24 protein-coding genes are annotated in these 26,081 nt (G+C 65.4%); 14 read left to right on the top strand and 10 right to left on the bottom strand.

The window, feature by feature from the left end; all coding sequences use genetic code 11:
• Window positions 1-98 precede the first annotated feature (98 nt).
• The 5 genes from ABUE31_RS06950 to ABUE31_RS06930 all read left to right on the top strand — a co-directional run bounded on the left by ABUE31_RS06950 (window position 99) and on the right by ABUE31_RS06930 (window position 5,679).
• The gene (locus tag ABUE31_RS06950; protein WP_367722803.1) at window positions 99-1,127 is read left to right on the top strand and encodes an aldo/keto reductase; all 1,029 of its coding nucleotides are present in this window, start codon (window positions 99-101) and stop codon (window positions 1,125-1,127) included.
• Entirely contained in the window at window positions 1,124-2,644 is a 1,521-nt protein-coding gene (locus ABUE31_RS06945; RefSeq protein ID WP_367722802.1) for a sugar ABC transporter ATP-binding protein, read from the top strand. Before ABUE31_RS06950 ends, ABUE31_RS06945 begins: the two co-directional genes overlap by 4 nt.
• The gene (locus ABUE31_RS06940) at window positions 2,641-3,627 is read left to right on the top strand and encodes an ABC transporter permease (RefSeq protein ID WP_367722801.1); all 987 of its coding nucleotides are present in this window, start codon (window positions 2,641-2,643) and stop codon (window positions 3,625-3,627) included. The genes ABUE31_RS06945 and ABUE31_RS06940 overlap by 4 nt, the downstream gene beginning before the upstream one ends.
• Window positions 3,624-4,625: an ABC transporter permease gene (locus tag ABUE31_RS06935; RefSeq protein ID WP_367722800.1), complete on the top strand. Its 1,002-nt coding sequence runs from the start codon at window positions 3,624-3,626 to the stop codon at window positions 4,623-4,625. Before ABUE31_RS06940 ends, ABUE31_RS06935 begins: the two co-directional genes overlap by 4 nt.
• 61 nt (window positions 4,626-4,686) lie before the next feature.
• Complete coding sequence (locus tag ABUE31_RS06930) at window positions 4,687-5,679, top strand: substrate-binding domain-containing protein (RefSeq protein WP_367722799.1); 993 nt, start codon at window positions 4,687-4,689, stop codon at window positions 5,677-5,679.
• Window positions 5,680-5,751: 72 nt separating this feature from the next.
• On the opposite strand, the gene ABUE31_RS06925 is transcribed toward ABUE31_RS06930, so the two are convergent.
• The 10 genes from ABUE31_RS06925 to ABUE31_RS06880 all read right to left on the bottom strand — a co-directional run bounded on the left by ABUE31_RS06925 (window position 5,752) and on the right by ABUE31_RS06880 (window position 18,844).
• Window positions 5,752-6,921, bottom strand: a complete 1,170-nt coding sequence (locus tag ABUE31_RS06925) for an MFS transporter (protein ID WP_367722798.1) — start codon at window positions 6,919-6,921, stop codon at window positions 5,752-5,754.
• Between the two features lie 47 nt (window positions 6,922-6,968).
• Complete coding sequence (locus ABUE31_RS06920; protein ID WP_367722797.1) at window positions 6,969-8,630, bottom strand: hypothetical protein; 1,662 nt, start codon at window positions 8,628-8,630, stop codon at window positions 6,969-6,971.
• A 333-nt stretch (window positions 8,631-8,963) separates the two neighbouring features.
• Complete coding sequence (locus ABUE31_RS06915; protein WP_367722796.1) at window positions 8,964-9,713, bottom strand: hydroxypyruvate isomerase family protein; 750 nt, start codon at window positions 9,711-9,713, stop codon at window positions 8,964-8,966.
• Between the two features lie 237 nt (window positions 9,714-9,950).
• A complete protein-coding gene (locus ABUE31_RS06910) occupies window positions 9,951-10,637 on the bottom strand; it encodes a response regulator (protein WP_367722795.1) in 687 nt (228 codons plus the stop codon).
• Window positions 10,634-13,336: a DUF4118 domain-containing protein gene (locus ABUE31_RS06905; RefSeq protein ID WP_367722794.1), complete on the bottom strand. Its 2,703-nt coding sequence runs from the start codon at window positions 13,334-13,336 to the stop codon at window positions 10,634-10,636. The genes ABUE31_RS06910 and ABUE31_RS06905 overlap by 4 nt, the downstream gene beginning before the upstream one ends.
• Before the next feature lie 8 nt (window positions 13,337-13,344).
• Window positions 13,345-13,914, bottom strand: coding sequence for a potassium-transporting ATPase subunit KdpC (gene kdpC, locus ABUE31_RS06900; RefSeq protein ID WP_367722793.1), 570 nt, complete (start codon window positions 13,912-13,914; stop codon window positions 13,345-13,347).
• 2 nt (window positions 13,915-13,916) lie between these two features.
• On the bottom strand, window positions 13,917-15,962 hold the full coding sequence (gene kdpB / locus ABUE31_RS06895) for a potassium-transporting ATPase subunit KdpB (RefSeq protein ID WP_367722792.1): 2,046 nt from the start codon (window positions 15,960-15,962) through the stop codon (window positions 13,917-13,919).
• A gap of 11 nt (window positions 15,963-15,973) precedes the next feature.
• Window positions 15,974-17,683, bottom strand: a complete 1,710-nt coding sequence (gene kdpA / locus ABUE31_RS06890; RefSeq protein WP_367722791.1) for a potassium-transporting ATPase subunit KdpA — start codon at window positions 17,681-17,683, stop codon at window positions 15,974-15,976.
• Window positions 17,684-17,705: 22 nt separating this feature from the next.
• On the bottom strand, window positions 17,706-17,792 hold the full coding sequence (kdpF, locus tag ABUE31_RS06885) for a K(+)-transporting ATPase subunit F (RefSeq protein ID WP_353830946.1): 87 nt from the start codon (window positions 17,790-17,792) through the stop codon (window positions 17,706-17,708).
• A 227-nt stretch (window positions 17,793-18,019) separates the two neighbouring features.
• A complete protein-coding gene (locus ABUE31_RS06880; protein ID WP_367722789.1) occupies window positions 18,020-18,844 on the bottom strand; it encodes a M55 family metallopeptidase in 825 nt (274 codons plus the stop codon).
• A gap of 189 nt (window positions 18,845-19,033) precedes the next feature.
• Between ABUE31_RS06880 and ABUE31_RS06875 the strand changes: the two genes are divergently transcribed.
• The 9 genes from ABUE31_RS06875 to ABUE31_RS06835 all read left to right on the top strand — a co-directional run bounded on the left by ABUE31_RS06875 (window position 19,034) and on the right by ABUE31_RS06835 (window position 26,039).
• Complete coding sequence (locus tag ABUE31_RS06875; RefSeq protein ID WP_437344106.1) at window positions 19,034-19,774, top strand: amino acid ABC transporter ATP-binding protein; 741 nt, start codon at window positions 19,034-19,036, stop codon at window positions 19,772-19,774.
• A 42-nt stretch (window positions 19,775-19,816) separates the two neighbouring features.
• A complete protein-coding gene (locus ABUE31_RS06870; RefSeq protein WP_367722787.1) occupies window positions 19,817-20,617 on the top strand; it encodes an ABC transporter substrate-binding protein in 801 nt (266 codons plus the stop codon).
• A 45-nt stretch (window positions 20,618-20,662) separates the two neighbouring features.
• Entirely contained in the window at window positions 20,663-21,394 is a 732-nt protein-coding gene (locus tag ABUE31_RS06865; protein ID WP_367722786.1) for an amino acid ABC transporter permease, read from the top strand.
• A complete protein-coding gene (locus ABUE31_RS06860; RefSeq protein ID WP_367722785.1) occupies window positions 21,391-22,095 on the top strand; it encodes an amino acid ABC transporter permease in 705 nt (234 codons plus the stop codon). The genes ABUE31_RS06865 and ABUE31_RS06860 overlap by 4 nt, the downstream gene beginning before the upstream one ends.
• Window positions 22,096-22,116: 21 nt before the next feature.
• Window positions 22,117-22,830, top strand: a complete 714-nt coding sequence (locus tag ABUE31_RS06855) for a helix-turn-helix domain-containing protein (RefSeq protein ID WP_367722784.1) — start codon at window positions 22,117-22,119, stop codon at window positions 22,828-22,830.
• Window positions 22,827-23,858, top strand: a complete 1,032-nt coding sequence (locus ABUE31_RS06850) for a pyridoxal-phosphate dependent enzyme (protein WP_367722783.1) — start codon at window positions 22,827-22,829, stop codon at window positions 23,856-23,858. The genes ABUE31_RS06855 and ABUE31_RS06850 overlap by 4 nt, the downstream gene beginning before the upstream one ends.
• 258 nt (window positions 23,859-24,116) lie before the next feature.
• Window positions 24,117-25,067 carry a glycosyltransferase gene (locus ABUE31_RS06845; RefSeq protein WP_367722782.1) on the top strand — a complete coding sequence of 317 codons (951 nt, stop codon included), beginning with the start codon at window positions 24,117-24,119 and terminating at the stop codon, window positions 25,065-25,067.
• Window positions 25,048-25,446, top strand: coding sequence for a GtrA family protein (locus ABUE31_RS06840; RefSeq protein ID WP_367722781.1), 399 nt, complete (start codon window positions 25,048-25,050; stop codon window positions 25,444-25,446). The genes ABUE31_RS06845 and ABUE31_RS06840 overlap by 20 nt, the downstream gene beginning before the upstream one ends.
• Window positions 25,443-26,039 (top strand): hypothetical protein, encoded by a 597-nt coding sequence (locus tag ABUE31_RS06835; RefSeq protein WP_367722780.1) that lies wholly within the window; start codon window positions 25,443-25,445, stop codon window positions 26,037-26,039. Before ABUE31_RS06840 ends, ABUE31_RS06835 begins: the two co-directional genes overlap by 4 nt.
• The last annotated feature ends 42 nt before the right edge of the window (window positions 26,040-26,081 follow it).

Raw genomic sequence — 26,081 nt, 5'->3', positions numbered from 1 at the left:
CTAATTTTCTAACTTGTCAAACTAATTTGCGTCTGACAAGAAATCAGGATGGCGCGCTTGGAGGAGGGCGCCGGTCGCGTCGCTATGGGAGGAACTCGGTGACCGTCTCCATTTCCACACGCCGCCGAGTCGGACGGACATCGCTGGAATTGCCGGCCTTCGGCTTTGGCGCCGCCCACCTTGGAGAACTCTACGGCAAGGTGGATGAGGCGCAGTCGCGGGAGACGCTCGAAGCCGCTTGGGATGCCGGCGTGCGGTTCTACGACACGGCGCCATGGTACGGCCGGGGGCTTTCCGAGCACCGGCTGGGCGGATTCCTCCGACAGCTTCCGCGCGACCAGTTCATCGTCAACACCAAGGTCGGCCGCATCCTGCGTCGGCCGGATGATCCGGCCAACTTCAGCACCGCGCCCTGGGCCGGCGGCCTGCCGTTCGAGGTGGTGTTCGACTACAGCTACGACGGCATCATGCACGCATATGAACAGGTGCTGCAGCGGCTGGCGCTCAATACGGTGGATTCGCTGGTGATCCACGACCTCGACTCCATGTTCCATGATGCCGAGGCCAGCGCCGTCTTCATGAAGCAGCTGACGGGCACCGGCATGAAGGCGCTGGAGGAGCTGAAGCGGAGCGGCGACATCAAGGCTGTCGGCGTCGGCAACAACGTGCCGGGCAATCTTGACGAGATGCTGCAGGAGATCGACGTCGACTTCGCGATCGTCGCCGTGCCCTACACGCTGCTCGACCAGAGCGTCCTCGACACCAGCATGAAGCGATGCCTGGACAAGGGCATCGGCGTGATCATCGGCGCGCCGTTCGCCTCCGGAATCCTGGTGACAGGCTCCGGCAAGGGCGCCATGTACGCCTACGACAAGGCCCCGCCCGAGGTTCAGGCGAAGGTGCGCGGCATAGAGGAGGTCTGCGCCGCCCACGCCGTCAGCATGCCGGCCGCGGCGCTGCAGTTCGTGCTGGCGCACCCGGCAGTGGTGTCGGTCATTCCCGGCGCAGCCAAGCCGTCTGAAGTCCAGGCGAACGTGGCGGCGCTCGCCAACCGGATCCCGGCCGCCTTCTGGGCCGACCTGAAGGCGCGTGGCCTGATGCATCCAGAAGCGCCCGTACCCGCATGAGCGAGCGCGGCGCACCGCTCCTTTCCGCCCGCGGCATCTCGAAGTCGTTTGCGGGGGTGAGCGTCCTGCGCGACGTGGACCTCGACCTCGAGAAGGGCGAGATCCATGCCCTGCTCGGAGAGAACGGCGCCGGCAAGTCGACCTTCGCCAAGATTCTGGCCGGCGTCCACAGGCCGACGCGCGGCACGCTCAGGCTGAATGGCGAGCCCGTCGACGTCTCCAGCCCGCTTGCGGCGCAGAAGCTCGGCATCACGCTGATCCACCAGGAGCCGATCTCGTTTCCCGACCTGTCGGTGGCCGAGAACCTCGTGCTCGGCCACGCCGAGGGCGGCTGGTTCAGCCGCGTGCCGTGGTCGCAGATGACCAGCGAAGCGCGCCGCCAGATGGATCTGCTCGGCGTCGACATTGACGTCACCAGGCCGATGCGCGGACTGTCGATCGCCGATCAGCAGATGGTCGAGATCGGCCGCGCGCTGTCGTCGGACAGCCGGCTCATCATCATGGACGAGCCGACCGCGCCGCTGACGCCGAAGGAGGTCGACACCCTGTTCGGCATCGTGCGTCGTCTGCGCGACGAAGGCCGCACCATCATCTTCATCTCGCACCGCCTCGAGGAGGTGCAGGCGCTGTGCGACCGCGTCACGATTTTCCGGGACGGCAACAGGATCTCGACCGACGCGATCGACAAGCTGGACAACGCGGACATCATCCGCCTGATGATCGGTCGCCCGCTCAAGGAATACATGCACAAGCACAACGCCTCGATCGGAGACGTCGCGCTCGAGGTCGATGGCCTGACACTGCCCGGCCGGTTCCAGGACGTCAGCTTCGCCGTGCGGCGCGGCGAGATCGTCGGCCTGGGCGGATTGGTCGGGGCCGGCCGCACCGACGTCGCCTGCGCGATCTTCGGCATCCAGCCGGCCGAGAGCGGGACGGTCAAGGTCGACGGCAAGCCGGCCGACATTCGCGAACCCGGCGACGCCATCGCGCTAGGACTCGCCTTCGTGCCCGAGGATCGGGCACAGGCAGGGCTGTTCCGCACGCTGTCCGTCGAGCAGAACATCACCGCCGCGATCCCCCGCAAGATCGCGCCGCGCGGCATCATCAGGAGGGCGGTCGAGAGGGTCTTCGCCGCGGAGTCGGTGCAGAAGCTGCGCATCCGCCTCGCATCGATCAATCAGCCGATCGGCGAGTTGTCCGGCGGCAACCAGCAGAAGGCCATCCTTGCGCGCTGGCTTCTGTCCGACCCGCGCATCCTCGTCCTCGACGAGCCGACGCGCGGCATCGACATCGGCGTCAAGGCCGAGTTCTACGACATCATCGGCGAGCTCGCCGCGCAGGGCAGGGCGATACTGCTCATCTCCTCCGAACTGCCCGAACTGCTGGCGCTGTGCGACCGCGTGCTCGTCATGGCGGAGGGACGGCTGACCGCCGAGATTCCGCGCGCCGAGGCGACCCAGGAGAAGATCATGCGCGCCGCCGTGCCGCGCGCCCAGATCGCCGAGGCCGCGGCATGAACGTCATCCGCGGCATCCTCCTGCGGCGCGAAGCCGGCATCGCCGCCATGATCGTCCTGGTGTGCGTCGCCGTCGGCCTCTACAAGCCGCAGTTCCTGACCCTGAACCAGCTGCGCGTCATCCTCCTGCTGGTTCCGCTGATCATGATCGTCGCCATGGGGCAGATGCTTGTGCTGGTCGCCCGGCACGTCGATCTTTCGGTCGGTTCGATCCTCGGCTTCTCGGCCATGATCACCGGCATGATGTTCCGCGACATGCCCGACATTCCGTGGGGGTTGGGCTTCATCGTCGCGATCGGCACCGGCGCGCTGCTCGGCCTGGTCAACGGCGCGCTGGTCACGGTCTTCAAGCTTCCCGCCATTATCGTCACGCTCGGCACGCTCAACCTCTACCGCGGCCTCACCTTCATCGTCTCCAACGCGCGCCAGGTGGACCGGCAGTTCGTCCCGTCGGAGCTGAAGGCGATGAGCCAGACGTCGCCGATCTTCGGGATTCCCTGGATCATCTTCATGGCGCTCGGCGTGATCCTGCTCGCCTACTGGTTCACCCGGCATACGCAGGCCGGTCGCCAGGTCTTCGCGCTGGGCTCCAACCCGTCGGCGGCAGCGCTGCGCGGAGTCAAGGTCAACCAGATCACCCTGCTTGTATTCACCATTTCGGGGGCGCTGTCGGGGCTGGCCGGCATCATGTACGCCAGCCGCTGGGGCTTCGTGAATCCGTCCAACACCGGCGCCGGGTTCGAGTTCCAGGTCATCGCCGCAGTGGTCATCGGCGGCGTTTCGATCAACGGCGGCGTCGGCACCGTGTCGGGCGTCACGCTCGGCGTGCTCCTGCTGGGCTGCGTCGCGGCCGCGTTGCCGCTGCTCGGCATCCCGGGCACGGCGCAGGGCGCCATCTACGGCGCGATCATCCTCGTCGCCCTGATCATCGACCGCTCGGTCAGGCAGCACGGCTTCGCCAGCCTGCGATGGAGGCGCGCATGACCGCCACCGACACATCGGCCCGGCCATCCGCCGTGAACGAGTCCGCGCCTGCGCGCCCGCTGTGGCATGTCGTCCTGGTGCGGCCCGAGACGATGACGCTCGTGCTCCTGATTGCCGCGGTGATCTTCGCCAGCCACCTGTCGCCCTATTTCCTCGATGTCGAATACATCCTGCGCAGCTTCACGCTGTCGGCCGAGTTCGCCATCGTCGCTCTCGTTTTGACCATGGTCATCATAGCCGGCGAGATCGATCTCTCTCCGGCGGCCAACATGGCGCTTTCCGCCTGCCTCTTCGCCTGGGCGCAGGCAGCCGGCGCGCCGATCCCCGTCGCCGTCGCGATAGGCCTCGCCGCAGGGCTTGCGATGGGCGCGCTCAACGCGTTCATGGTCATCGCGCTGCAACTGCCGTCCATCATCGTCACCATCGGCACCCTGACGCTCTATCGTGGGCTCGCCCAGGTGATCGCCGGCGACAAGTCGATCCGCGTCCCCGACTGGTTCATCGGCATCGACAAGGTTCTGGTGCTCGGTGTGCCGATGCCGGTGGTCATCTTCGTGGTCGCCGCGCTGCTGCTCGGTCTGATCCTGGCCGGCACCATCTTCGGGCGGCAGATCTACCAGATCGGCACCAACGAGACGGCGGCCCGCTACGCCGGCATCCGGACGCGGCGCATCAAGCTCGTGCTGTTCCTGCTGATGGGCGCGGTCGCCGCCATCGCCGGCATGATGACCGCCTCGCGCCTCGGTTCGGTGCGCTACGATCTCGGGCTCGGCGGCGAACTGCAGATGGTGCTGATGGCGATGCTCGGCGGCACCTATATCTTCGGCGGACGCGGGACCATCCTCGGGACCTTTCTAGCCGCCTGGCTCCTCGTCGTGGTCTCGACCGGCATGACGGTCGCCAACCTTCTGCCTGCGATCCAGCTGACCGTGCTCGGCGTCCTGCTCATCGTCGCCATCATCGCCACCAATTTCATCTATTCCCGCACGCAGAGGTAGCGGGCGTCGACCCGGGTTCGCCCGGATTGTTTCAACAGGACTTTAAACAGGAGGAAATGAAGTGCTGAAGAAATCACTGATAGCCCTGACCGCGGGCCTCGCCCTCTCCACGGCCGCCATTGCCCAGGACAAGATCGACATCGTCTTCATCGGCAAGAACACCGGCAACCCCTATTTCGACTCGCTCACCAAGGGCTTTGTCGAGGCCTGCCAGAAGATCGCCTGCAACTTCGAATTCGTCGCCCCGGCGACTGCCGAGGCGACCTCGCAGATTCCCTTCATCGAGGCGCAGATCCAGCGCGGCGTCGATGTCATCGCCATCTCGCCCAACAGCCCGGACGCGCTGAACCAGGTGTTCGACGACGCCCGCGCCAAGGGCATCACGATCCTCACGGTCAATGGCGACATCACCGGCAACGAGTCGCATCGCGACGCGACCATCCTGCCCACCGACTTCACCAAGGTCGGCGCCGACCAGGTCGAGATGGTCGGCTCGCTGATCGACTATGAAGGCGAGATCGCCATCCTGTCGGCCACCACCGAGGCCCCCGACCAGAACTTCTGGATCGAGGGCATGAACGAGGCGATCAAGGATCCGAAATACGCCAAGATGAAGCTTGTCGCGACGGTCTATGGCGATGACCAGCCTGAGAAGTCGACGACCGAGATGGAAGCGCTGCTCTCCAACTACCCTGATCTCAAGGGTGTGATCGCGCCGACCACCGTCGGTGTCGCCGCCGCCGCCCAGGTGGTGCAGTCGCGCGGCGTCGCCGAGCAGGTCAAGGTGACCGGTCTCGGCCTGCCGAGCGAGATGCGCGACTTCATCAAGGACGGCACGGTCGAGGCGTTCCAGCTGTGGTCGCCCTACAACGAAGGCTGGCTGGCCGCCCACTTCTCGGTCGGACTGAAGAACGGCACCGCCAAGAACGAGGTCGGCGCGACCTTCGACGTGCCGAACCTGGGGACCATCACCATCAACGAGGGCAACTCGATCAACACGCAGTCCTCGCTGACCACCTTCAACGCCGAGAACATCGACCAGTTCGATTTCTGATCCGGCCAGGGGACGCCGCCCGAAACGGCGGCGTTCCCCGCTGCGTGCCGCCGCGCTTGTGGATACGAGTCGCTAGGCCGGCTTCGTGGCCAGGCGCCTCAGGGCGGCGAGCCCGAGTGCTGGTCCTGGCGCCAGCATCAGGAAGGCATAGCGCGGCCCGACGACGTGGATCAGCCAGCCGAGAATCCCGATCGAGACGATCGTTGTCGCGAAGCCGATGCAGTTGGCGATGGTCAGCGCCGAACCGACATAGGCCGGCGGGGCGAAGCGGGCGTTGAGCGTTGAGAACTGCGGCGAGTCCCCCGCAACCACCATGCCCCAGAACAGCAGGAAGGCCAGGAAGACCGGCAACGGCGCGAGGAACGCAAGCGGCGAAACGAGACAGCACAGGCCCGATGCGGACAACTGCACGAAGGCGACCCGGGCATTGCCGATCAACCGCGAGAGGTAGCCGCCGCCCATGCAGCCGAGAAACCCGGCGGCGATCGCGGCAAAACTCCAAACCGAAACGCTCGCGCTGTCGGCGCCCAGGCGCGCAGCCAGCAGCATCGGCACAAAGGCGTAGAACGCGTAGAGTTCCCACATATGCCCGAAATAGCCGAAGGCCGACCCCCGGAACTCGGCCGACCGGAAGATCGTCGCCAGGACGGTCGGGTCGAAACCTGCGCCGGCCCGGAGGTGCGGCCCGTCCGGAACCAGCAGGAACATCGCCAGGCCGCCGGCCACCGACACCGCCGATACCGCGAGGATCACCGCTTGCCAGGGCAGGTCGCCGCCCAGTCCGCGGATCAGATGCGGAAGTGCCGTTCCGAGCACCAGTGCTCCGACCAGCCAGCCGAGCGCCAGCCCGAGGTCGCGGTCGTACCAGCCCGAGGCGATCTTCATCCCGACGGGATAGATGCCGGCCAGAAAGAAGCCGGCGGCAAAGCGCGCGGCGAGCAGGGGCAGCAGTTCTCCGCCGCTCGCCAGCGTCGCGGCGTTCGCCGCCGCGCCAGCGAGCGCGGAAAGCAGGAAGATGATGCGCGGCGAGAAGCGGTCGGCGATCGCCAGCCATGCAAAGACCAGGGTCCCGGCGATGAAGCCGAGCTGAACCGCGATGGTGATGTGGCCGACGGCCGAGGCAGGCAGGCCTGCGTTGTGCTGCAGGTCGGGGATAACCGCGTTGCCGGCGAACCACAGCGACGTCGAGGCGAACTGCGAGACGACGATCGTCGGCAGGATGCGGGCGGGGATGGCTGGCATGCGGAGATCCCGGCGGGTTGCTGGTACGGTTCCTGGCTGGTTGCGCGCTACTCGGCGGCCATGGCGGCCTGCGCGCAGAAGCAGCTCGCGGAGACGCGGCCGTCGGCGCGCGAGAGCGCAAAATCCAGCCGCTGCTTGAGTAGCCTCGCTTCTTCCGTTTCTCCAGCCTTGCGTCGATCGAGGCAATCCACGAGGCCCTTGAGGCTCCAGACATTGTCCGGATGGATCGTGGCGCGGGAAAGCTTCCCACCCAGGCCCAGATCTTCGCGATAGACGGCTTCGGCTTCCTCCATGCGCCCCTGCTCGAACAGCAGGGCTCCAAGCGCATGGCGTGTCGGCTGGATCCAGCCCCAAGGTTCGTCGTAGGGAAGCGCGTCGTCGAGCTCCACGGACCGGCGAAGATGAGCGAAGGCTGCCTCGAAATTGCCTTTGCGGTACTCGAGCTCGCCGTCGAGCATTGCCGCGGCGATTTCCAGCAGGTCGACGCAGGTGTTGTTGTGAAGATACCTGCTTTCGGGCACGCGCGCCTTGGCCTCGATGAATTCGAGCTTGATGGCCTCGGCCTCCGGGATCTGGCCGATCGCCGCATGCGCAACCCCCTTGGCATAGAGGCGCATCGCGTGGGTCACGCAGAACAGTTGCGGATCCTTCACGTCGGGCAGCGCGATGATGTCGCGCCATTTGCCGAAGCGGATCATGACATGCTCCTTCATCGAGAAGTAGCTTTCAATGAAGTCGGCCATGGGCGGGGTCTCGACGCGCAGCAAGTCTTCCGGCGTCGTCTCGATCAGGCCTTCCGCGGCGCGAATGGCCGGCTCGTACTGACCGAGGAACATCGCCCCGTAGAGGGCGAAATGGTAGTTGTGGATACGATAGGCCGTGTAGAGGTTCATCGCGCCTTCCCTCGCGACGAATTTGAGGTCGGCAGTGATCGCCTTCTCGTTCCAGAACAGCGTATCGCGATAGTTCCCGCACAGGATGTCGATATGCGTCGGCATGTGGATGAGATGGCCGGCGTCCGGAACGAGCGTGCGCAGCACGTCGCCGGTCTTCAGGGCCCGCTCCGGATGGGGGGACATTTCCATCAGGTGGACATGCAGGTGCAGAAGGCCCGGATGCTTCCAGGCTGACTGGTTGCGGAAGCATTTGTCGAGCACGGCCTCGGCTTCGGCGGTTCCGGCGCCCTTGGCGATGGTCGCATTCTTGAGGTCCCACATCTTCCAGGGCGTCACGTTCATGATCGCCTCGGCAAAGATGCAAGCGACGTCCAGGTCGTCGGGATGGGCGCGGTAGGCCTGGCGCATGGCGTCCATGAACGCGACGTTCCAGGGTTTCTGGTCCTCGATAGGGTCGCGTTGCGGGTAGCGCACCGCCAGCGCCTCGATCAGCGCGCGCTCGGGCGGGCTGGCCTTGTCCTTCAGGGCAAGGGCGGCCTGGGTGGCGTCGTAGGCCGCTGCGAGCGCCTGCGCCTTTCCGGCGGGATCGAAGTGATGCCATTCCAGATTGTAGTTGGGGCCTATGGCGTAGGCGACGCCCCAATGCGCCATCGCGCATTCCGGATCGTGCTCCAGCGCCCTGGTAAAGCACTTGACCGCTTGTTCGTGACCGTAGGCGAAGGTCCAGACCAGCCCGCGATCGAACCAGAGCTGAGCCTCGTCCTTCGATGTGGTGATGATGCGCGAGTAAACGTCGATGTCGAAATAGGTCATATGAAATCTCCGTCACAATCGCCATTCACTCGTCGCATGGTAGCAAATTGCCGGCGTCGTCGCACCGCGGATCGAGTACCCGGGCGCAGGGTGTCAAAGACGGAGATCGAGCAAGCCCCCGCGCCGAACAGGGTCGTCGGAGTTCTTCTTCTTTTCTTCCCTAGGGTTGATAGGCGCAGCGGCGCAAGCGGCCGGCATTCGGCCGACGTTTCAGGCACCCGACGCACCGATCGGCCGAAGCCTGCGACAGTCCGCGTGGCGTTGCTGGAGGCCGGACAACGACCGTCACAGGCGCGGCCGCATCCCGGCTAGAAGCCGCCAGCGATGGCTGCCTCAGGCGAAGCGTTCCATCCAGGAAAACGATCCGGTGGCCGGGCGATACTCGGCGCCGAACATCCCGGTGTATCCGGCCTCGACAATGGCGCGAAGCAGCCAGCCATAGTCGACTTCGCCGTGATCCGGTTCGGCGCGATCCGGAACGGCCGCGAACTGGATGTGGCCGATCCGGTCGAGATCAGCGGCCACGGAGGCGAGCAGGTCGCCGCGCATGATCTGCATGTGGTAGCAGTCGAACATCACCTTCGCCGCTCCCTGCGTCGCATCGACAACACGCAGGGCGCTGGAAAGGTCCGGCAGGAAGTAGCCGGGCGCGTCGCGCGTGTTGAGCGGTTCCAGGAGCAGGCCGATGCCGTGCGGCGAGGCTGCTGCCGCCGCGTACCGCACATTGCCCGTGAAGGCGGCGAAGGCTTCTTCGCCGCTCGACTTTCCCGCCATGACGTGGATGTTGCGGCAACCGGTGGCTGCGGCCCATTCGATCGCCTGGTCGATCGCCGCGCGCGCTTCGACCTCTCGACCCGGAAGGGCGGAAAGACCGAAATCGCCGGCTGCGACGTCGCCGCGGGCCGTGTTGATGCCGAGCAGCGGCAGCTCGGTTTCGGCAAGCGCCTCGGCGACGACCGAGGCGTCCGTGTCGTAGGGCCAGTGCAGTTCGACCGCGGCGAAGCCGTACCGCTTGGCGGCGCGGATGGCATCCGGCAGGGCGAGGTCGCGGAAGAGAAATCCCAGATTGGCTGAAAAGCGCATCATTCGTCTCCGGCGGTGAGGCCGCGCGCGAACGTGGACGCGTCGGCGTCGCCGATCTGTCTCCTGAGCCTTGCGTCCTCGCTCATCGCGGATCTCCCGAAAAAAGCGCCGGCCGCCTTCTCGAAGAAGTCGGCGGAAGCGGAATTGTCTGATTTGTGTGCCAGGGTCAGGACCTTGTCACCCGCCTTGAACGCGAGATTGAGGAACTGGCGACGCGGGGCATCTCGCGCAGGTGAATCAATCGAAGACAAACCGATATCCCACCCCCGGCTCAGTGCGGATGATTTTCGGATTCGTCGGGTCACGCTCGATCTTGCCGCGCAATTGGCCAATGTATACGCGCAGGTACTGCATATCCTCGCCATGGGCAGGCCCCCAGACCGAGGTCAGCAAGGTCTTGTGGGTGACCACACGGCCGGCATGCCGCGCAAGCAGCACCAGAAGGTCGTATTCCTTCGGCGTCAGCTTCAGCGCCTGGCCATCGCGCTCCACCACGCGGCGCACCGTGTCGATCGCTAGGCCGTCCACGCTCACCGCTGTCAGTTCGCCGGCTTGCTGGATCCGGTGGCGCAGCGCGCTTCGCATGCGCGCCGTCAGTTCGCCTATGCCAAATGGCTTCTCGACGTAGTCGTCGCCGCCGAGATCGAGGGCGGCGATCTTTTCAGTCTCCTGGTCGCGCGCCGAAAGGATGATGATGGGAACGTGCGACCAGCCGCGCAGCCTGGCGATTACCTCCTTGCCGTCCATGTCAGGCAGGCCGAGGTCGAGGATCACCAGCGCGGGAGCGACCGTCGCTGCGGCCTTGAGCGCGTCCGCGCCGGTTGCCGCTTCCACGACCTCGTAGCCGGCCGCTTCGAGCGCCGGGCGCAGGAAGCGCCGGATTTGCGACTCGTCGTCGACGATGAGAATGCGCTCGCGGGTCATGCTTCTTCCGGTGACGCGCCGTTGGTTGGCGCAATCGGAAACCTCAGGGTGATGCGTGTGCCACGCCTGCGGACCGCAGGGCTTTCGACCTTGATGTCGCCGCCCATCGCATCGACAAAGCCCTTTGCTATAGCCAGACCAAGCCCAGTTCCGGGAGTCCGGCCATCCGGCTTCCCGCGGCGGTAGAATTTCTCGAACACGTTTTCCTTGTCGCTCGCTGGAATGCCCTTGCCGAGGTCCGTGATCGAGACGATGACCTCGTCGGCGTCAGCCCTCGCATAGACGCTGATGGGCTGCTCGCCACCGTATTTGACTGCATTGTCGATCAAATTGAAGAGCGCCTGGCCCAGAAGCACGCTGTCGCCCCGGATCAGCGGAAGGTTCTCGGCAATGCTCACTTCGATCGCCTTGTTTGGAAAATATCTGGCGCCTCGCTGAATGGCGGCGCGTACTGCGTCGGCAACGTCGACCCAGTCGCGTTTTGCGTCGACCGCTCCAGCCTCGATCCTGGTCATGTCGAGCAGGTTGGCAACGAAACGAGCCAGGCGGTCGCTTTCCTCTTCAATCGATGCAAGCAGGTCCTCACGGTCGTCGGGCTTCATTCTTTCGCCGAGTTCGCGAAGGCTCGAAATGGCGCCGGTGATGGTCGCCAGCGGGGTCTTCAGATCGTGCGAGATCGATGACAGAAGCGCCGAGCGGAACCGCTCGCCTTCGAGGCGGGCGGCCTGATCGAGGCTTTCCCTGGACAGGCGGGCGCGGTCGATGGCGATCGCGGTCTGGTCGAGAACCGCCCCAAGGACCTGCTCCTCCTCCGCATCGAGGAGCATGCCGGCGTAGCGGTAGCCTACGACCGCGACGACGCCAGCCGACGCGTTCAGCGGACGGAACTGAAACTGGCTGTTGGGCAGGGTGCCGGTGCCGGCGCCGGCGGTTTCGTTCTTCTGCATCGCCCAGCGTGCCGCCAGCATATCGGCGACGTCCAGCTCGGTATCGGGTGGCCAGGCCGCCGCCACCGTGAGTTCGTCGCCGGTCGGCGAGAGCAAGAGCACATCCCGCCTCAGAGAGGCGCGCATTTGCGATACGGCCGCCCAGATGACGTCCTCGGCGTTGACAGTGCCCGAAAGCTTTCTCGAGAAATCGTAGAGCGCCTGGGTCGACGCGGCCCGCCGGCTCGCGGCCGAGGCTTGGTCGCTCAGACGCGACGCAAGGCCACCAGAAATGAGCGCGGCGATGACGAAGACGACCAGGCCAAAAACCTCGTGCGGGGAGGCGATTGTGAAAGTCCCGGTCGGGGGAATGAAGAAGAAGTTGTAGGCAAAGCCAGACAGGATCGCCGCCAGCAACGCGGCCATGTGACCGGCGTAGGCAGCGGATACAAGGACCGCCAGAAGATAGAGCAGCGAGATGTTGGGAAGATGGACGAAGTGCTCGATCAGGTCGCCGAGATAGGTGGCCACGGCAACTGCAACGGTCGGCAGGCCAAGTTCCCACTTGGGGTTCGCTGGAAGGAACCGGCTTCGCAGCCTTGGTCCCGGCGCGGGCCGCTCGGCGGTTTCCTCGCCGGTGACGATGTGGATACCCAGGCCGGACACGCGTTCGATCAGCGTGTCAGGCAGCGAATTGCGAAGCAGGCTCCATGGGAAACGCTGCCGGCGGCCGCCGATGACGATCTGGGTCGCATGCTCGCGCCGCGCGGTCTTCTGGATTTCCTCGACGAAATCGCGCCCCGTCACGCGCCGCGTCTCGGCGCCGAGGCTTTCCGCCAGTTTGAAGGTGGCCGCGAGCCGCTTGGTGACCTCGGGATGCGAGGGTGGGCTGTCTGCGCGTTCGATCGAGATGACGAGCCACGGCGCGTTGAGGCCGACTGCCAGGCGGGCGGCGGTGCGGACGACCTTCTCGGACAGACGATCGGGGCCGACGCAGACGAGTAGCCGTTCCGTCGTCTGCCAGGGACCTTCGATCGCGTTCTGCTTGAGATAGTCGACCATCTGGTCGTCGACGCGGTCGGCGGTGCGGCGCAGCGCCATTTCGCGCAGTGCGGTGAGGTTGCCGAGCCGAAAGAAGCTGTCGACGGCGCGGCGGGCGTTTGCGGGCAGATACACCTTGCCCTGTTTCAAGCGCTCGATCAGTTCGGCCGGCGCCAAATCGACCAGAAGGACCTCGTCGGCGCGCTTCAGCATCATGTCCGGCACGCGCTCGCGCACCGGGACGCCAGTAATCTCCGCGACGACGTCCGACAGGCTTTCCAGATGCTGGACATTCATCGCCGACCAGACATCGATGCCGGCGGCGAGCAGGTCCTCGACGTCGAGGTAGCGCTTGGGGTGACGGCTGTCGGGCGCGTTTCTATGGGCGAGTTCGTCGACGATGATGATGCCGGGCCGACGGGCAAGTGCGGCATCGACATCGAATTCTTCGATTTGCCGGCCCAGATGGTCGAACACTCGGCGCCGGAGTACTTCCAGTCCCTCGAGCAGGGCGGCGGTCTCGGAACGCCCATGCGTCTCGACAAGGCCGACGACGATGTCGATGCCTTCGGCCTTGAGGCGGCGCGCGCGCGTCAGCATGGCGAAGGTCTTGCCGACGCCGGGCGCCGCGCCCAGGAACAGGGTCAGCTTGCCGCGGCCCCCGCCGCCTGCGAGTGCAAGCAGAGCGTCGGGATCGGGGCGTATGGCAGCGTTGCGGGTTGCGTCGCCCATAAGGCACTTCAGGATTTCGTTGTGTCGAGCGCCATGTTGAGCCGAAGCACGTTGACGCGCGGTTCGCCGACAATACCGAGCTGGCGCCTGTCCGTGAAGCGGTCGATGAGTGCGGCCACATCGGCCTCCGGCAGCCCGCGCGCGGCCGCGACGCGGCCGACCTGCGCCAGGGCGAACTCGGGCGAGATGTCCGGATCGAGACCAGAGCCGGAAGCGGTCGCACCGTCAGCCGGCACCGGACCGGCAATGCCGGCGGCGACGAGCCGCGCCACATCGCCCTTCACCCTGGCCGCCAGGTTGGCCGATGTCGGGCCGAGGTTGGATCCAGCCGATGCGCCGGCATTGTAGGGTGCCTCGGCCGTCGCCGACGGACGCGGCCAGAAATACCTGTCGGAGGCGAAATGCTGGCCGATGAGCGAGGAGCCGATGACCGTCTCCCCGTTCCGGATCAGGCTGCCGTTGGCCTGTGCCGGGAAGGCGATCTGCGCAATGCCCGTGATTGCCAGGGGGTAGGCCAGCCCGGTGAGCGCGATGAAGGCTGCTGTGAGGACGATTGCGGGACGAATGTGAGCGAACATGACTACACCAGATGAAGGGCGGAAACGGCGATGTCGACCAGCTTGATGCCCGCGAAAGGCAGAAGCAGGCCGCCGAGGCCGTAGACGACAAGATTGCGCCGCAGCAGGGCGGTGGCGCCGACCGGCCGGTAGGCTACGCCTCTTAGGGCAAGCGGGATCAGCGCGACGATGATCAAGGCGTTGAAGATGACTGCCGACAGGATCGCCGATTGCGGCGATGCAAGGCCCATGACGTTCAGCGCCGATAGCGCCGGATAGGTGGTGATGAAGAGCGCCGGGACGATGGCGAAATACTTGGCGACGTCGTTGGCAATCGAGAAGGTCGTCAGCGAGCCGCGAGTCATGAGCAACTGCTTTCCGATCTCGACGATCTCGATGAGCTTGGTCGGACTGGAGTCGAGGTCGACCATGTTGGCGGCCTCGCGCGCAGCCTGCGTACCGGACTGCATGGCCACGCCGACATCCGCCTGGGCCAGCGCCGGCGCGTCGTTGGTGCCGTCGCCGCACATGGCGATCAGGCGACCGCCGTGCTGTTCCCTGCGGATGAAGGCGAGCTTCTGCTCCGGTGTCGCCTCGGCGAGGAAATCGTCTACGCCCGCTTCCGAGGCGATGGCGGCGGCGGTCACAGGGTTGTCGCCTGTCACCATCACCGTCCGGATGCCCATGGCGCGCAGCGCGGCGAACCGCTCCTTGATGCCGGGCTTCACCACGTCCTTCAGGTGGATGACGCCGAGCAGGCGGCTGCCCTCGACGACCGCGAGCGGCGTGCCGCCGGTGCGCGCGACACGGTCGACGGCCTGCCGGAACTCGGTCGGCGCATCCTCGTTGTCCAGCCCGGCGAACTTCAACGCGGCGTCGACCGCGCCCTTCCGGATACGGCGTGCGCCGAAATCGACGCCCGACAGCCTGGTCTCTGCGGCAAAGGGCACCGCGCGGTCGGGTTGGATTTCCGGTTGGCCGCGATCGAACTCGCCCGTCGCCAGCGCGACGATCGAGCGACCTTCAGGTGTTTCGTCGGCGAGGCTGGCGAGATGCGCCGCCTGTGCGAGTTCGGCCCGCGTGACGCCGGCGACTGGCAGAAAGTCGCTGGCCATGCGGTTGCCGAAGGTGATCGTACCGGTCTTGTCGAGCATCAGCGTGTCGACGTCGCCGGCCGCCTCCACCGCCCTGCCCGAGGTCGCGATGACGTTGAAGCGCACAAGGCGATCCATGCCGGCGATGCCGATCGCCGAGAGCAGGCCGCCGATGGTGGTCGGGATCAGTGTTACCAGGAGCGCAGCGAGCACTGTGACGGTGAGCACCGTTCCGGAATAGCTGGCGAGGCCCCACAGCGTCACGACGGCGACCAGGAAAATCAGCGTCAGGCCGGAAAGCAGGATCGACAGGGCAATCTCGTTCGGCGTCTTCTGCCGCTCGGCGCCCTCGATCAGCGCGATCATGCGGTCGACGAAACTGGACCCCGGCGCCACGGTGATGCGGATGCGCAGCCAGTCTGACAGCACCTGGGTGCCGCCGGTCACCGCCGAACGGTCGCCGCCGGACTCGCGGATGACGGGGGCGGATTCGCCGGTAACGGCGCTTTCGTTCACCGAGGCGACGCCCTCGACCACTTCGCCATCGCCCGGAATCAGCTGGCCGGCCTCGACGATCACCATGTCGCCCACCTTGAGGTCGGTCGCCGGGATCTCGACCGCTTCGGTTCCGTCCGGCTTGACGAGCCTGCGTGCGGTGAGCTGTGACTTGGCGCGGCGCAGGCTATCCGCCTGCGCCTTGCCGCGGCCCTCCGCGACGGCTTCGGCGAAGGTGGCGAAAAGCACGGTGAACCAGAGCCATATCGCGATCTGGCCCGAAAAGGCGGCGTCGCCGTTGCCGGCCGCCAGATCGCGCAGGAAGAGCAGTGTGACCAGCGCCGCCACCACTTCGGTGACGAAGATCACCGGGTTGCGCATCAGGCGCCTGGGGTCGAGTTTCAGGAACGCCTGCCTGGCTGCGGGAACCAGAATGGCGGGGTCGAATAGGCTGTGGGCCTCAACGGGATGCTTGGACATGGGAAGACCCTTCAGAATGTCTCGCCGCTGAGCATCGCGAGATGCTCGACGATCGGCCCGAGCGCGAGCGCCGGGAAGAACTGCAAGCCGCCGAGGATCAGGATGATGCCGATCAGCAGGCCGACGAAAAGCGGTGTGTGGGTCGGGAAGGTGCCGGCCGACGCGGGAACGCGCGGCTTGACGACCAGCGCCCCGGCGATCGCCAAGACCGGAACGGCATAGGCGAAGCGTCCGAGCAGCATGGCGATGCCGAGCGTGGTGTTGTACCAGGGCGTGTTCGCCGTCAGGCCGCCGAAAGCCGAGCCGTTGTTGCCGGCGGCGGAGGTGAACCCGTAGAGGATCTCCGACAGTCCGTGCGGCCCGACCGTACCGACGCCGGCCGTAGCGAAGGGCAGCATCGCGGAAACGGCGGTAAAGCCGAGGATTGCGGTCGGCAGGATGAGTACGGCGAGCATGGCGAATTTCATCTCGCGGCTCTCGATCTTCTTGCCGAGCAGTTCGGGCGTGCGGCCGACCATCAGGCCGGCTACGAAGACGGCGAGGATCGCGAAGACGAGCATGCCGTAGAGGCCGGAGCCGACGCCGCCAGGCAGTACCTCGCCGAGCTGCATCAAGAACATCGGCACGAGGCCGCCAAGCCCGGTGAGCGAACCATGCATGGCGTTCACGCCGCCGTCCGACAGGCCGGTGGTGGAAGCCGCGTAGGCTGCCGTCATCGCCTGGCCGAAACGGACCTCCTTGCCTTCCATGTTGCCAAGCGAAGGGTCGACCCCCAGTGCTGCCAGGATCGGGTTGCCATATGTCTCGGCCCAGTAGATCGCGCCGATGGCGAGGGTGAGCATGATGCCGGTCACCGCGAGGAAGGCCCAGCCCTGGCGGCGGTCGCCGACCATCTGGCCGAAGGCGTAGACGAGGGCGGCCGAGACTCCGAGCATTGCGACGATATTGAGGTAGTTCGACAGGGCCGTCGGATTCTCGAACGGGTGGGCGGCGTTGACGTTGAAGAAGCCGCCGCCGTTGGTGCCGAGCTGCTTGATGGCCTCCTGGCTGGCGACAGGGCCGAGCGCGATCGTCTGCCGCGCGCCTTCGAGCGTGGTTGCGGTGACGGACGCGTCGAGCGTCTGCGGCAGACCCATCGCCACGAAGGCAAGAGCCACCGCTACCGCGAGCGGCAGGAGCACGTAGAGGGTGGCGCGGGTCAGGTCGACCCAGGAGTTGCCGACCGTCTGCGCTGCGGAACGGGCGAAGGCGCGCGTAAGCGCCAGCGCCAGCGCGATGCCGGTCGCCGCTGAAACGAAGTTCTGCACGGTCAGCCCTGCCATCTGGCTGAAATGGCTGAGCGTGGTCTCGCCGCCGTAGGACTGCCAGTTGGTGTTTGTGACGAAACTGGCCGCCGTATTGAAGGCGAGATCGGGCGACATGCCGGCAAATCCCTGCGGGTTCAGCGGCAGGTAGAATTGCAGGCGCAGGATCGCGTAAAGCGCGGCGAAACCCGCCGCGGCGAAGGCGAACATGGAAAACGCGTAGGCGAGCCAGCCCTGCTCGACGTTGCGGTCGACGCCGGCGGCGGCGTAGAAGGCGCGCTCGACCGGGCCGAGCACGGGCGAAAGGAATGTGTGTTCGCCGGTGAAGATGTTCGCCATGAAGCGGCCGAGTGGCTTCACCAAGGCTGCGACGACGGCAAGAAGCAGGCCGATCTGCAGCCAACCAATGAGTGTCATGGAATTTGCTCCGAAGCCGCGATCAGAACCGTTCCGGCCTGATCAGCGTGAAGACGAGGTAGATGCCTAGCGCGAGCGCAACGGCGAGACCGATGAGTGGTTCAACCATCGCGATTTCCTCAAATTCGGCCGAGGCTGCGGGCATAGAGCGCAAGCAGGACGAACATGCCCAGCCCTATGGCGAGGTAGAGGATGTCGGACATAGCTTTCTCCGATGAGAGTTCGGAGGCATAGGTGCAGCGATCAGCGTCAAATCTCGATTGGGAATGAAGCGGCTGTGCATAATGAAACCATAAAGGCGCCACGACCGGGCGCTCTCTAGGTTGCTGCCTGTGCCTATTGCGTCGGCGCAGCGGCCATGATCGAGAGCGCCGAGAGGATGCTTGCGGCGTCGCCGAAACTGCCGACAGTGAACGTCACTGACAGAACGTCGCGCCGCTCGATCCAGGGCAGCAGGGCGGCCGCGTCGGCGTATGTCTGCCGCAGGAACTCCACCGTGACGACATGGGGCGGCCGGCAAGGGGGGGTGACCGGACAGTCGCCCGCCCGTTCGACCGCCGACCGGACCTGTTCCTCGATCAGCGCTCGCGCGGCTGCCGGGGCCATGCTGTCGACGGCTTCGGCCGAGATCGTCGATTTCGTGACGATCCGCGCGGCGCCGGGAAACTGCGCCTCGATCTCCGTCGCCAGGCAGTCGTCGCCGCTTGCGGCGAGCAGGGGCACGCCGAGTTCCGCCGCATGGCCGGCAAACAGGGTGGGCTCGCCGGTCGTCATCCCGTTGATGTCGATGTGACGGAAGGCCGCCGAACTGATGGTGTGGGCGAGTACGCCGCGCCGACCGGCCGCCGCGTGGTAGCCGATCAGCACCAGTCCGTCATGGCTGCGGTCGAGGCCGGCGACCATCGAGACGGGCCGTCGTGATCCGCTGACGACCCGCACCCTTGGGTCGATGTCCTCGAGCACGAGATTTTGCATGCTCCCATGCGAATCGGCGACCGTCACCGCCGTCGCGCCGCCCCTGAACGCTCCGGCCGCGGCAGCGTTCGCCTCCGCGGTCATCAGCCTGCGCGCCAGTTCGTAGTCGGGGTTGCCACGCTGGCCCTGAAAGGCGCTGGAGACGCCGGCAACGCCCTCGATATCCATCGAGATGTAAATATTCATGATATTCCAATGCCTTACTGGGTTTCTAGGACGATGGAGGAAGTTGTCAAACTCAAGAATGGAATATGCATTTGCCAAAAAATTTTTTAAATCAAAAAAATTGACAACGTAATTTCGCGTCGCCTAAATGTGCTCGTCCATGGGGGAGAAGACATGACGGGCGCCAGCACAATTGCACCCGACGAGGCCATCATCGACGTCGTCGGCGTTCGCAAGACCTTCCCTTCCATCGGGTCGCGTGGAGGCTGCGTCGCGCTCGACGATGTCCATATGTCGGTCCGGCGGGGCGAGGTGGTGGTGATCATCGGCCCTTCCGGTTCGGGCAAGAGCACGCTGTTGCGCACCTTGAACGCGCTGGTGGCGGTCGATCGCGGCGTCATCCGCATCGCCGGGCGCGAGGTCACCGATCCGAAGACCGATCTCCCGAAGCTGCGCGCCGATGTCGGCATGGTCTTCCAGCATTTCAACCTGTTTCAGCACAAGACGGCACTGGAGAATGTCGTGCTTCCGCAGCGCGTCGTGCGCCGCCGCAGTGCGTCCGAGGCGAGGGATAGGGCGCTGGCGCTGCTCGATCGCGTCGGCGTGCTCGACCGCCAGGATCACTATCCGGGCCAGCTTTCCGGAGGCCAGCAGCAGCGCGTGGCGATTGCGCGTTCGCTGGCGATGGATCCGAGCGTCATGCTGTTCGACGAAGCGACCTCGGCCCTCGATCCCGAAATGATCGGCGGCATCCTCGACCTCATGCGTGGTCTCGCGGAAGACGGCATGACGATGGTCGCCGTCACGCATGAAATGGGGTTCGCCCGCGATGTCGCCGACCGCGTCATCTTCATGGATGGCGGAGCAGTCGTCGAAAGCGGGGCGCCCGAAGCCGTTTTCGCCAATCCGCAGAGCGAGCGCGCGCGCCGCTTCCTGTCACAGATCCACTGAACCCGCACCAATCACGGTGCTTTTGATGAGGGAGGAGATCTCATGAAATTGTTCAAGTCGATAGGCAAGGCGCTGGCCGTTGCCACGATCGCGCTGGCGGCGCTTCCAGGGCTGGCCTCAGCTGAAACCGAGATGGACGAAATTCTGCAGCGCGGCGAATTGCGCGTCGGCGTCCAGACCCAGGGCGCGCCGGTCAGCTTCATTAACAAGAACGGCGAGCGTACGGGGCTGGCGATTGAGATCGTGCAGATGATGGCCGACGATCTCGGCGTCAAGCTGGTGCTGCAGGACTATGACTGGAAGGGCCTGATCCCGGCGCTGCTTGCCGGCAAGTTCGACCTCATCGCCGCCGACATGACGCCGACTCCGCAGCGCACGGCGCAATTGCTGTTCTCCCGCCCGTTCTTCTATCAGGACACGGTGGCGTTCACCGGCAAGGAGAACCCGGCGACCACCTGGCAGGACCTGAACAAGGAAGGCGTCAACGTCGGCGGCGTCCAGGGCGGAACCTATGTAACCGCGATCAAGGAGTTCCTCCCCAACGCTACCGTGAAGGAGTTCGCGAGCGGACCGGCTACCGCCCAGGCGCTCGCCGCCGGCCGCATCGACGCCGCCCTGACCGATCTCGGAAACGCCCAGACCTATGTGGGTGAGTTCACCAACCTCAAGATTGTCGACGGCATCATTACCCGCGAGCCGCTGGCGTTCGCGACGCGCGCCGAAAACAGCCACCTCAAGTTCTGGATGGACAACTATTTCGAGCTGATCTCGGCCAACGGCAAGCTGGACCGCCTGGTCAAGTACTGGTGGAACTCCCGGGACTGGGAAGCCGACCACAAGTAAGTCCTCCCAACCTGCGCCGGCGGCCCGGGGTCGCCGGCGCCCATCGTGGTTCGGATCTTCATGTTGCTGGATTTTCTCGCCGACTGGCTTGTCGGCATATACAATTTCCGGATCGTCGCGCACTATCTCGACGAATTCGCGCGCGGCCTCGCAAACACCCTGGCAGCTGCCGGTGCGAGCCTGATCCTGTCGGTCGCGCTGGGGACGCTCGTTGCGGGCGCGCGACTGTCTGGCACCCGCTTTCTGACGTGGCCGGCAGAAGCCTATGTCCAGGCCATCCGTTCGACCCCGTTGCTGCTGCAGATCTACATCGTCTATTTCGGGCTTCCGTTGCTGTTTCCAGCCGCCCTGCGCTGGCCGGAGCTCTGGCTCGGCATTGTCGCCCTGACCATCCATACCGCGCCCTACATGGCCGAGATCATCCGCTCCGGAATCCAGTCCGTCGAGCGGGGGCAGATCGAAGGCGCGATGGCGGTCGGCATGACCTTCCTGCAGCGCGCACGCCACGTGGTGCTGCCGCAGGCCTTCGCCAACACGCTGCCGGCGCTGCTCGGGCAAACCGCGATCCTGGTCAAGGACACTTCGCTCCTGTCGCTGATCACCGTGTTCGACGTTGTCGCCGCCGGCATGCTGCTGAACAGCGAGCGAATAAGGCCCGGCGAGGGCTTCCTGACCGTCGCGGCCATCTATCTGACGATCTACCTGATCCTGCTCGTCCTCTCCCAGCGGGTGCAGCGCACGCTTGCAGGCAAGGCCTGGAACAGGAACCCGGCATGATCGAGCACTACTCAGAAGTCTTGCGCTCGGTCCTGCCGTTTCTGCTGACCGGCTTCGTCGAGACGTTGCGCATCTCGCTGCTCGGCGTGGCCGGGGGCTCGGTACTGGGCTTCCTGCTGGGCGTCGTCCGGGGCCAGAACTTTCGCTACGCAACCACGCTCATCGGCGGATATCTGCACCTTTTGCGCGGCACGCCGTTCCTGGTGCAGCTCTATGTGATCTATTTCGTCCTGCCGGGAACCGGCATTCCCTGGCTGATGTGGGATTCGATGACTGCGTCGCTTCTCAGCCTGTCGATCTACACGTCGAGCTATGTCACGGAGATCGTCAGCGGCGCCATCCGCGCGGTGCCGCGCGGCCAGTGGGAGGGTGCTTTCGCGCTCGGGATGCGTCGCGTCCAGACACTGCGGCACATCATCCTGCCGCAGGCCGCCGCCCTGATCCTGCCCTCGCTGGGCGGCGTCTACGTCAACCTGATCAAGGCGACGTCGATCGTATCGGTCGTCGGCATCAGCGAATTGACCCGGGAGGGCGAAAACGCGATTCTGAGATACCCGGGCGACATCCTGTTCATCTACGGCGTCGTGGCTCTCATCTACTTCTGCTACTGCTTCCCGGTCCTGAAATTCGTGGACTGGCTCGAGAGCCGGTCGCGCCAAAACGTCAGCCGCGGCAGAGCCACGGCCGAACCGTCCCCATAACCAAGACGAGTGTTGGATCGCATGGAACAGGAACTCGAACCGATCTTCCAATCCTATGGCGCGCTGATGAGCGCACTGGTCAGCCAGTTTGGCGCGAACTGCCAGGCTTCGCTCTATGACATGCGCGGCCGACGCCCGCAGCTGGTTGCGGTCACCGGCACCGTCATGGAGGCCGAGATCGGATCATATCTGCCCGAGAAGCTGTTCGACCGGTTGAACTCGGCGGCGCGCGAATCCGGCCAGCCGCTGCTCTTCACGGCCGCGACGCCAGACGGCCGGCGGCTGAGTTCGTCGCTGACGCTGCTGCGCGACGCATCCGGGGAGACGTTCGGCTGCCTCAGGATCGACTTCTGCATCGAAAGCCTGATGCACAGCATCAACGTGTTGCAGAACTTCTGCAACTTCGAGACGCCGCCAGCGGCGGCTCCCGCAATTGCCGGCAACGAAGACGTGATCGGCATGGTCGATGCGATCGTCAGCGAAGTGATGAACGAGAACGGTTCGCTGCGCACGCAAGACAAGCGCACCTACCGCATGAACGTGGTGAGGGGGCTCGAGAAGAAGAACGTCTTTTTGGTGAAAGGGGCGATCGACCTGATCGCGGCGAGAATGAACGTGTCCAAGTTTACGCTGTACAACTACATCGACAAGGTCCGCAGCGAGATGGGCTCGGTCGACCCTAAGTCGTCACTCCGCGACAGCCTGCAGGCGTCTGGCAAGGCGGACGGACGATGACCGATTTCGGCCATTCGCGCTTTGCACTCCTCGATGGACCGACGCCGCTTCGCCGCATGGAGCGACTGGAAGCGACGCTTGGTCGCCGACCCCTCTACATCAAGCGCGACGACCACATGGAAGCCGGTCTCGGCGGCAACAAGCTGCGCAGCCTGGAGTTCTGGGTTGGTGCTGCGCTCGAGGAGGAGGCCGACGTGCTTGTCGTTGCCGGCGAGCCCAACTCCAACCAGTGCCGGCTGACCGCGGCGGCCGCGGCGAAGGCCGGCCTCGACTGCGTCATCGTCCACAACGCACACCAGGACGACTGGGCGGGCCGTGCGTCGGCGCTCAGCCGCATTCTCGGCGCAACGATCAGGTTCGTCGGGCCGATGGACGAGAACCGCCGGTCAAACGTGGTTGAGGACGTCGCCGAACAGTTGCGGCTCGATGGCCGGCGACCCTATGTCGTCGGCAACGGAGTGGTCGGCGCCCTGGGCTATGCGCGTGCCGCGGCCGAACTCCTGCGGCAGTCGGACGAGACGGGCGCGGGGATTCGCCACGTGTTCCTGCCCGGATCGATGGGGCCGACCGAGACGGGCTTCATCTTCGGCAATGCCTTGTTGGGGAATCCGTTCGAGGTTCACCTGGTAAGCGTGGAATACGGGCTGGCGGACCTGGCGGCGAGAATTGCGCGTATCGACCGCGATCTCAGGCGGACGACCGGGCTCAATCCGCCGCCGCTGGAGGATGCGGCCATCCACTACCACATGGACTACCTTGGACCGGGCTATGCCCGACCCACGCCGCAGGCCGAGGAGGCGATACTTGCGCTGGCGCGGCACGAGGCGATCTTCCTCGAGCACACCTACACGGGCAAGACGTTCGCCTGCTTCATGGACATGGCCAAGGGTGGCGCGCTGCCGGCCGACGAGGCCATGTGCTTCCTGCACACGGGCGGCGTTCCCGCTCTCTTCTGGCAGCTGGACCTCTTCAACCTCATCCGGCAGCCGGATTCTGGACGAACGGAGGCCTTGCTGCCGGCAGTCTAGAGGAACGAAAGGGCAGCATCGCGCGGCGAACTGTCTGAGGTCCGGTGGCGCGCACGGCGCGTCCGTTGCGAGGCATACGGGCAGGGGGCTTCCCCCAAGCCGGACCGGCTTGTGATTCCTCCGAAGCGTTCGGGCGGACGGAAATGCGGCGCCTCGACCGCGAGGGCCCAGCGCGCGTGGCCGGCTTGCCAATGTCGGCGAAGACGTTAACAAAGCGGATCGGTTGCTTTGGCTGCCTGGCTGGAGAGGGAAACAGGCGTGAGCTCGATTTCGCTGGTTGTCGTGGCTCCGGTATTCGAGGACGGCGCCATCGCGTCCACCTTCTGCCGCGACCTCAGGGAAGCGCTGGGGCCCGATGTCTACGTCGTGCTGGTTGATGACGGCTCGGTCGAAAGCGAGGTGCATTCCTCGGCGATCTCCGGAGCGGGGTTGCGAGGCGTCGTCATCCACCTGCGGCGCAATCTCGGGCATCAGAGGGCGATCGCGACCGGTCTGAACTACGCTGCGGACAAGATGCCCGACGCACGCGTCGTCGTCATGGATTCCGACGGCGAGGACATTCCGGCGACGGCGCCGGCGCTGCTGAGGTCGCTGGCGGACGGCAGCGTCGATGTCGCCGTCGCGGAACGGAAGAACCGGCATGAATCGCTCGTCTTCAAGGCGTTCTATGCCTTCTACAAGGTGATCTTCACGCTGCTTTGCGGGCGCCGCATCACCTTCGGCAACTTCATGGCGGTCACGCCGGCCGGTGCGAGGGTTCTGGCCGCGATGCCGGAATTGTGGGTTCATGTCGCCAGCAGCGTACTTTTGTCTCGGCTGCGGGTCGCCTATGCGCCGATCGACCGCGGGCAACGCTATGGCGGCCGCAGCAAGATGAATTTTTCGTCCCTGGTCCTGCACGGCGTGCGCGCCCTGATGGTCTTTTCGGAAGACGTTCTCGTCCGGGTCTGCATCCTGTGCGCCGCCGTCGCCGCGACGTCGCTGGCGCTGATGGGGCTGGCGGTCGTGCTGAAGGCGATCGGCTTCGCGACGCCCGGGTGGTTCTCGGTCGCGCTCGGGATTCTGTTGCTCGTCCTCCTGCAGACCGGCACGCTGACGCTGATGACGCTCGTCCTGTCGGGGGTCGCGCGCGTCTCCAGCCTGGCCGCGGTCGACTATCGCACGCTGATCAGGGAGGTCGACGAGGTCCATGGACAGACCCCGGGCTGACGCGCGGCGGCAGTTCGCGCGGTACCTGGCGAACGGGATAGCCGCGACCGCTGCGCACTATTCCGTCCTCGTGTTCCTGCTTGAAGTCGTTGGCGTCCCGTCGGCCGGCGCCGCGAACTTTGCCGCGGCCGTCGTCGGGATTACCGTCTCTTTCCTCGGCAGCCGCTATTTCGTCTTCGAGGCGGGCGATGGCGACTGGTCGGGGCAGTTGTGGCGGTTCGTGCTCATCTATGCGATGCTGGCCGTGTTGCACGCTGGCGTGCTTTTTGTCTGGACTGATCGGCTCGGGTACGATTTTCGCATCGGCTTCCTCATCGCAACGGGACTGCAGGTGATGATCAGTTTCGTCGCCAACCGAACGTTGGTGTTCGCGCCTTGAAGGTCTGGGCGGCGCTCCTCCTGACGCTGCTGTTCCTGGCGCTGATGGCGGCGTTCTACCTGGCGCATGTCTGGATCTTTCCGGTAACGGTGGTGCTCTACGCGGCCGTTTTCGACGGCGTCGTGGCCGCGGTAGCGACGGCGGCGATCATGCTTGCGCTTCGCCGGCGCCTTCCGTTCGGCGGCTTCGAGCGGTTGCTGCTCTGCTGCCTGTGGCTGCTGACGGGGTACACGGTGGCGATCTCCGTCCCGACCGTGCTTGACCGGTCCTTGTCCTTCTACATCCTCGAAAAGATCCAGCAGCGTGGCGGCGGCATTCGCGCCGACCGCCTGGGCGATGTTTTCGTTGGCGAGTACATGCCCGAGTTTCGTCTCGTCGACGTGAGGCTGACCGAGCAGATCGAGTCCGGAACGGTGACCCTCGACAACGGCTGCGTCCGCTTGACGCCGCGCGGCGAGGCGCTGGCGAGCTTCAGCCGCTTCTTCCGCACGAATCTCCTGCCGAAGCAAAGGTGGCTGATGGACGAGAAGACCGACGCGCTCGTCGATCCCTTCGCAAACAGCAGGAAGGGGGTGATGGGATATGAATGTTGAGCGGCCCGCGCGGCTGGACCGGAGAACGGCGCCGGCTGCTGG

This window comes from Mesorhizobium marinum, assembly GCF_040813675.1.
Classification (GTDB): Bacteria; Pseudomonadota; Alphaproteobacteria; order Rhizobiales; family Rhizobiaceae; genus Mesorhizobium_K; species Mesorhizobium_K marinum.
The sequence above is the reverse complement of the archived record's forward strand: the minus strand, read 5'-3'. Positions and strand labels throughout refer to the sequence as shown.

Bases quoted from the DNA above. Each gene is read 5' to 3' on its own strand.
- ABUE31_RS06850 (WP_367722783.1), top strand. From the start codon at position 22,827: ATGACCGATTTCGGCCATTCGCGCTTTGCACTCCTCGATGGACCGACG.
- ABUE31_RS06880 (WP_367722789.1), bottom strand. From the start codon at position 18,844: ATGAATATTTACATCTCGATGGATATCGAGGGCGTTGCCGGCGTCTCC.
- ABUE31_RS06945 (WP_367722802.1), top strand. From the start codon at position 1,124: ATGAGCGAGCGCGGCGCACCGCTCCTTTCCGCCCGCGGCATCTCGAAG.
- kdpC (WP_367722793.1), bottom strand. From the start codon at position 13,914: ATGTTCGCTCACATTCGTCCCGCAATCGTCCTCACAGCAGCCTTCATC.
- ABUE31_RS06855 (WP_367722784.1), top strand. From the start codon at position 22,117: ATGGAACAGGAACTCGAACCGATCTTCCAATCCTATGGCGCGCTGATG.
- ABUE31_RS06940 (WP_367722801.1), top strand. From the start codon at position 2,641: ATGAACGTCATCCGCGGCATCCTCCTGCGGCGCGAAGCCGGCATCGCC.
- ABUE31_RS06840 (WP_367722781.1), top strand. From the start codon at position 25,048: ATGGACAGACCCCGGGCTGACGCGCGGCGGCAGTTCGCGCGGTACCTG.
- ABUE31_RS06860 (WP_367722785.1), top strand. From the start codon at position 21,391: ATGATCGAGCACTACTCAGAAGTCTTGCGCTCGGTCCTGCCGTTTCTG.
- ABUE31_RS06915 (WP_367722796.1), bottom strand. From the start codon at position 9,713: ATGCGCTTTTCAGCCAATCTGGGATTTCTCTTCCGCGACCTCGCCCTG.
- kdpB (WP_367722792.1), bottom strand. From the start codon at position 15,962: ATGTCCAAGCATCCCGTTGAGGCCCACAGCCTATTCGACCCCGCCATT.
- kdpF (WP_353830946.1), bottom strand. From the start codon at position 17,792: ATGGTTGAACCACTCATCGGTCTCGCCGTTGCGCTCGCGCTAGGCATC.
- ABUE31_RS06870 (WP_367722787.1), top strand. From the start codon at position 19,817: ATGAAATTGTTCAAGTCGATAGGCAAGGCGCTGGCCGTTGCCACGATC.
- ABUE31_RS06925 (WP_367722798.1), bottom strand. From the start codon at position 6,921: ATGCCAGCCATCCCCGCCCGCATCCTGCCGACGATCGTCGTCTCGCAG.
- kdpA (WP_367722791.1), bottom strand. From the start codon at position 17,683: ATGACACTCATTGGTTGGCTGCAGATCGGCCTGCTTCTTGCCGTCGTC.
- ABUE31_RS06910 (WP_367722795.1), bottom strand. From the start codon at position 10,637: ATGACCCGCGAGCGCATTCTCATCGTCGACGACGAGTCGCAAATCCGG.
- ABUE31_RS06905 (WP_367722794.1), bottom strand. From the start codon at position 13,336: ATGGGCGACGCAACCCGCAACGCTGCCATACGCCCCGATCCCGACGCT.
- ABUE31_RS06935 (WP_367722800.1), top strand. From the start codon at position 3,624: ATGACCGCCACCGACACATCGGCCCGGCCATCCGCCGTGAACGAGTCC.
- ABUE31_RS06920 (WP_367722797.1), bottom strand. From the start codon at position 8,630: ATGACCTATTTCGACATCGACGTTTACTCGCGCATCATCACCACATCG.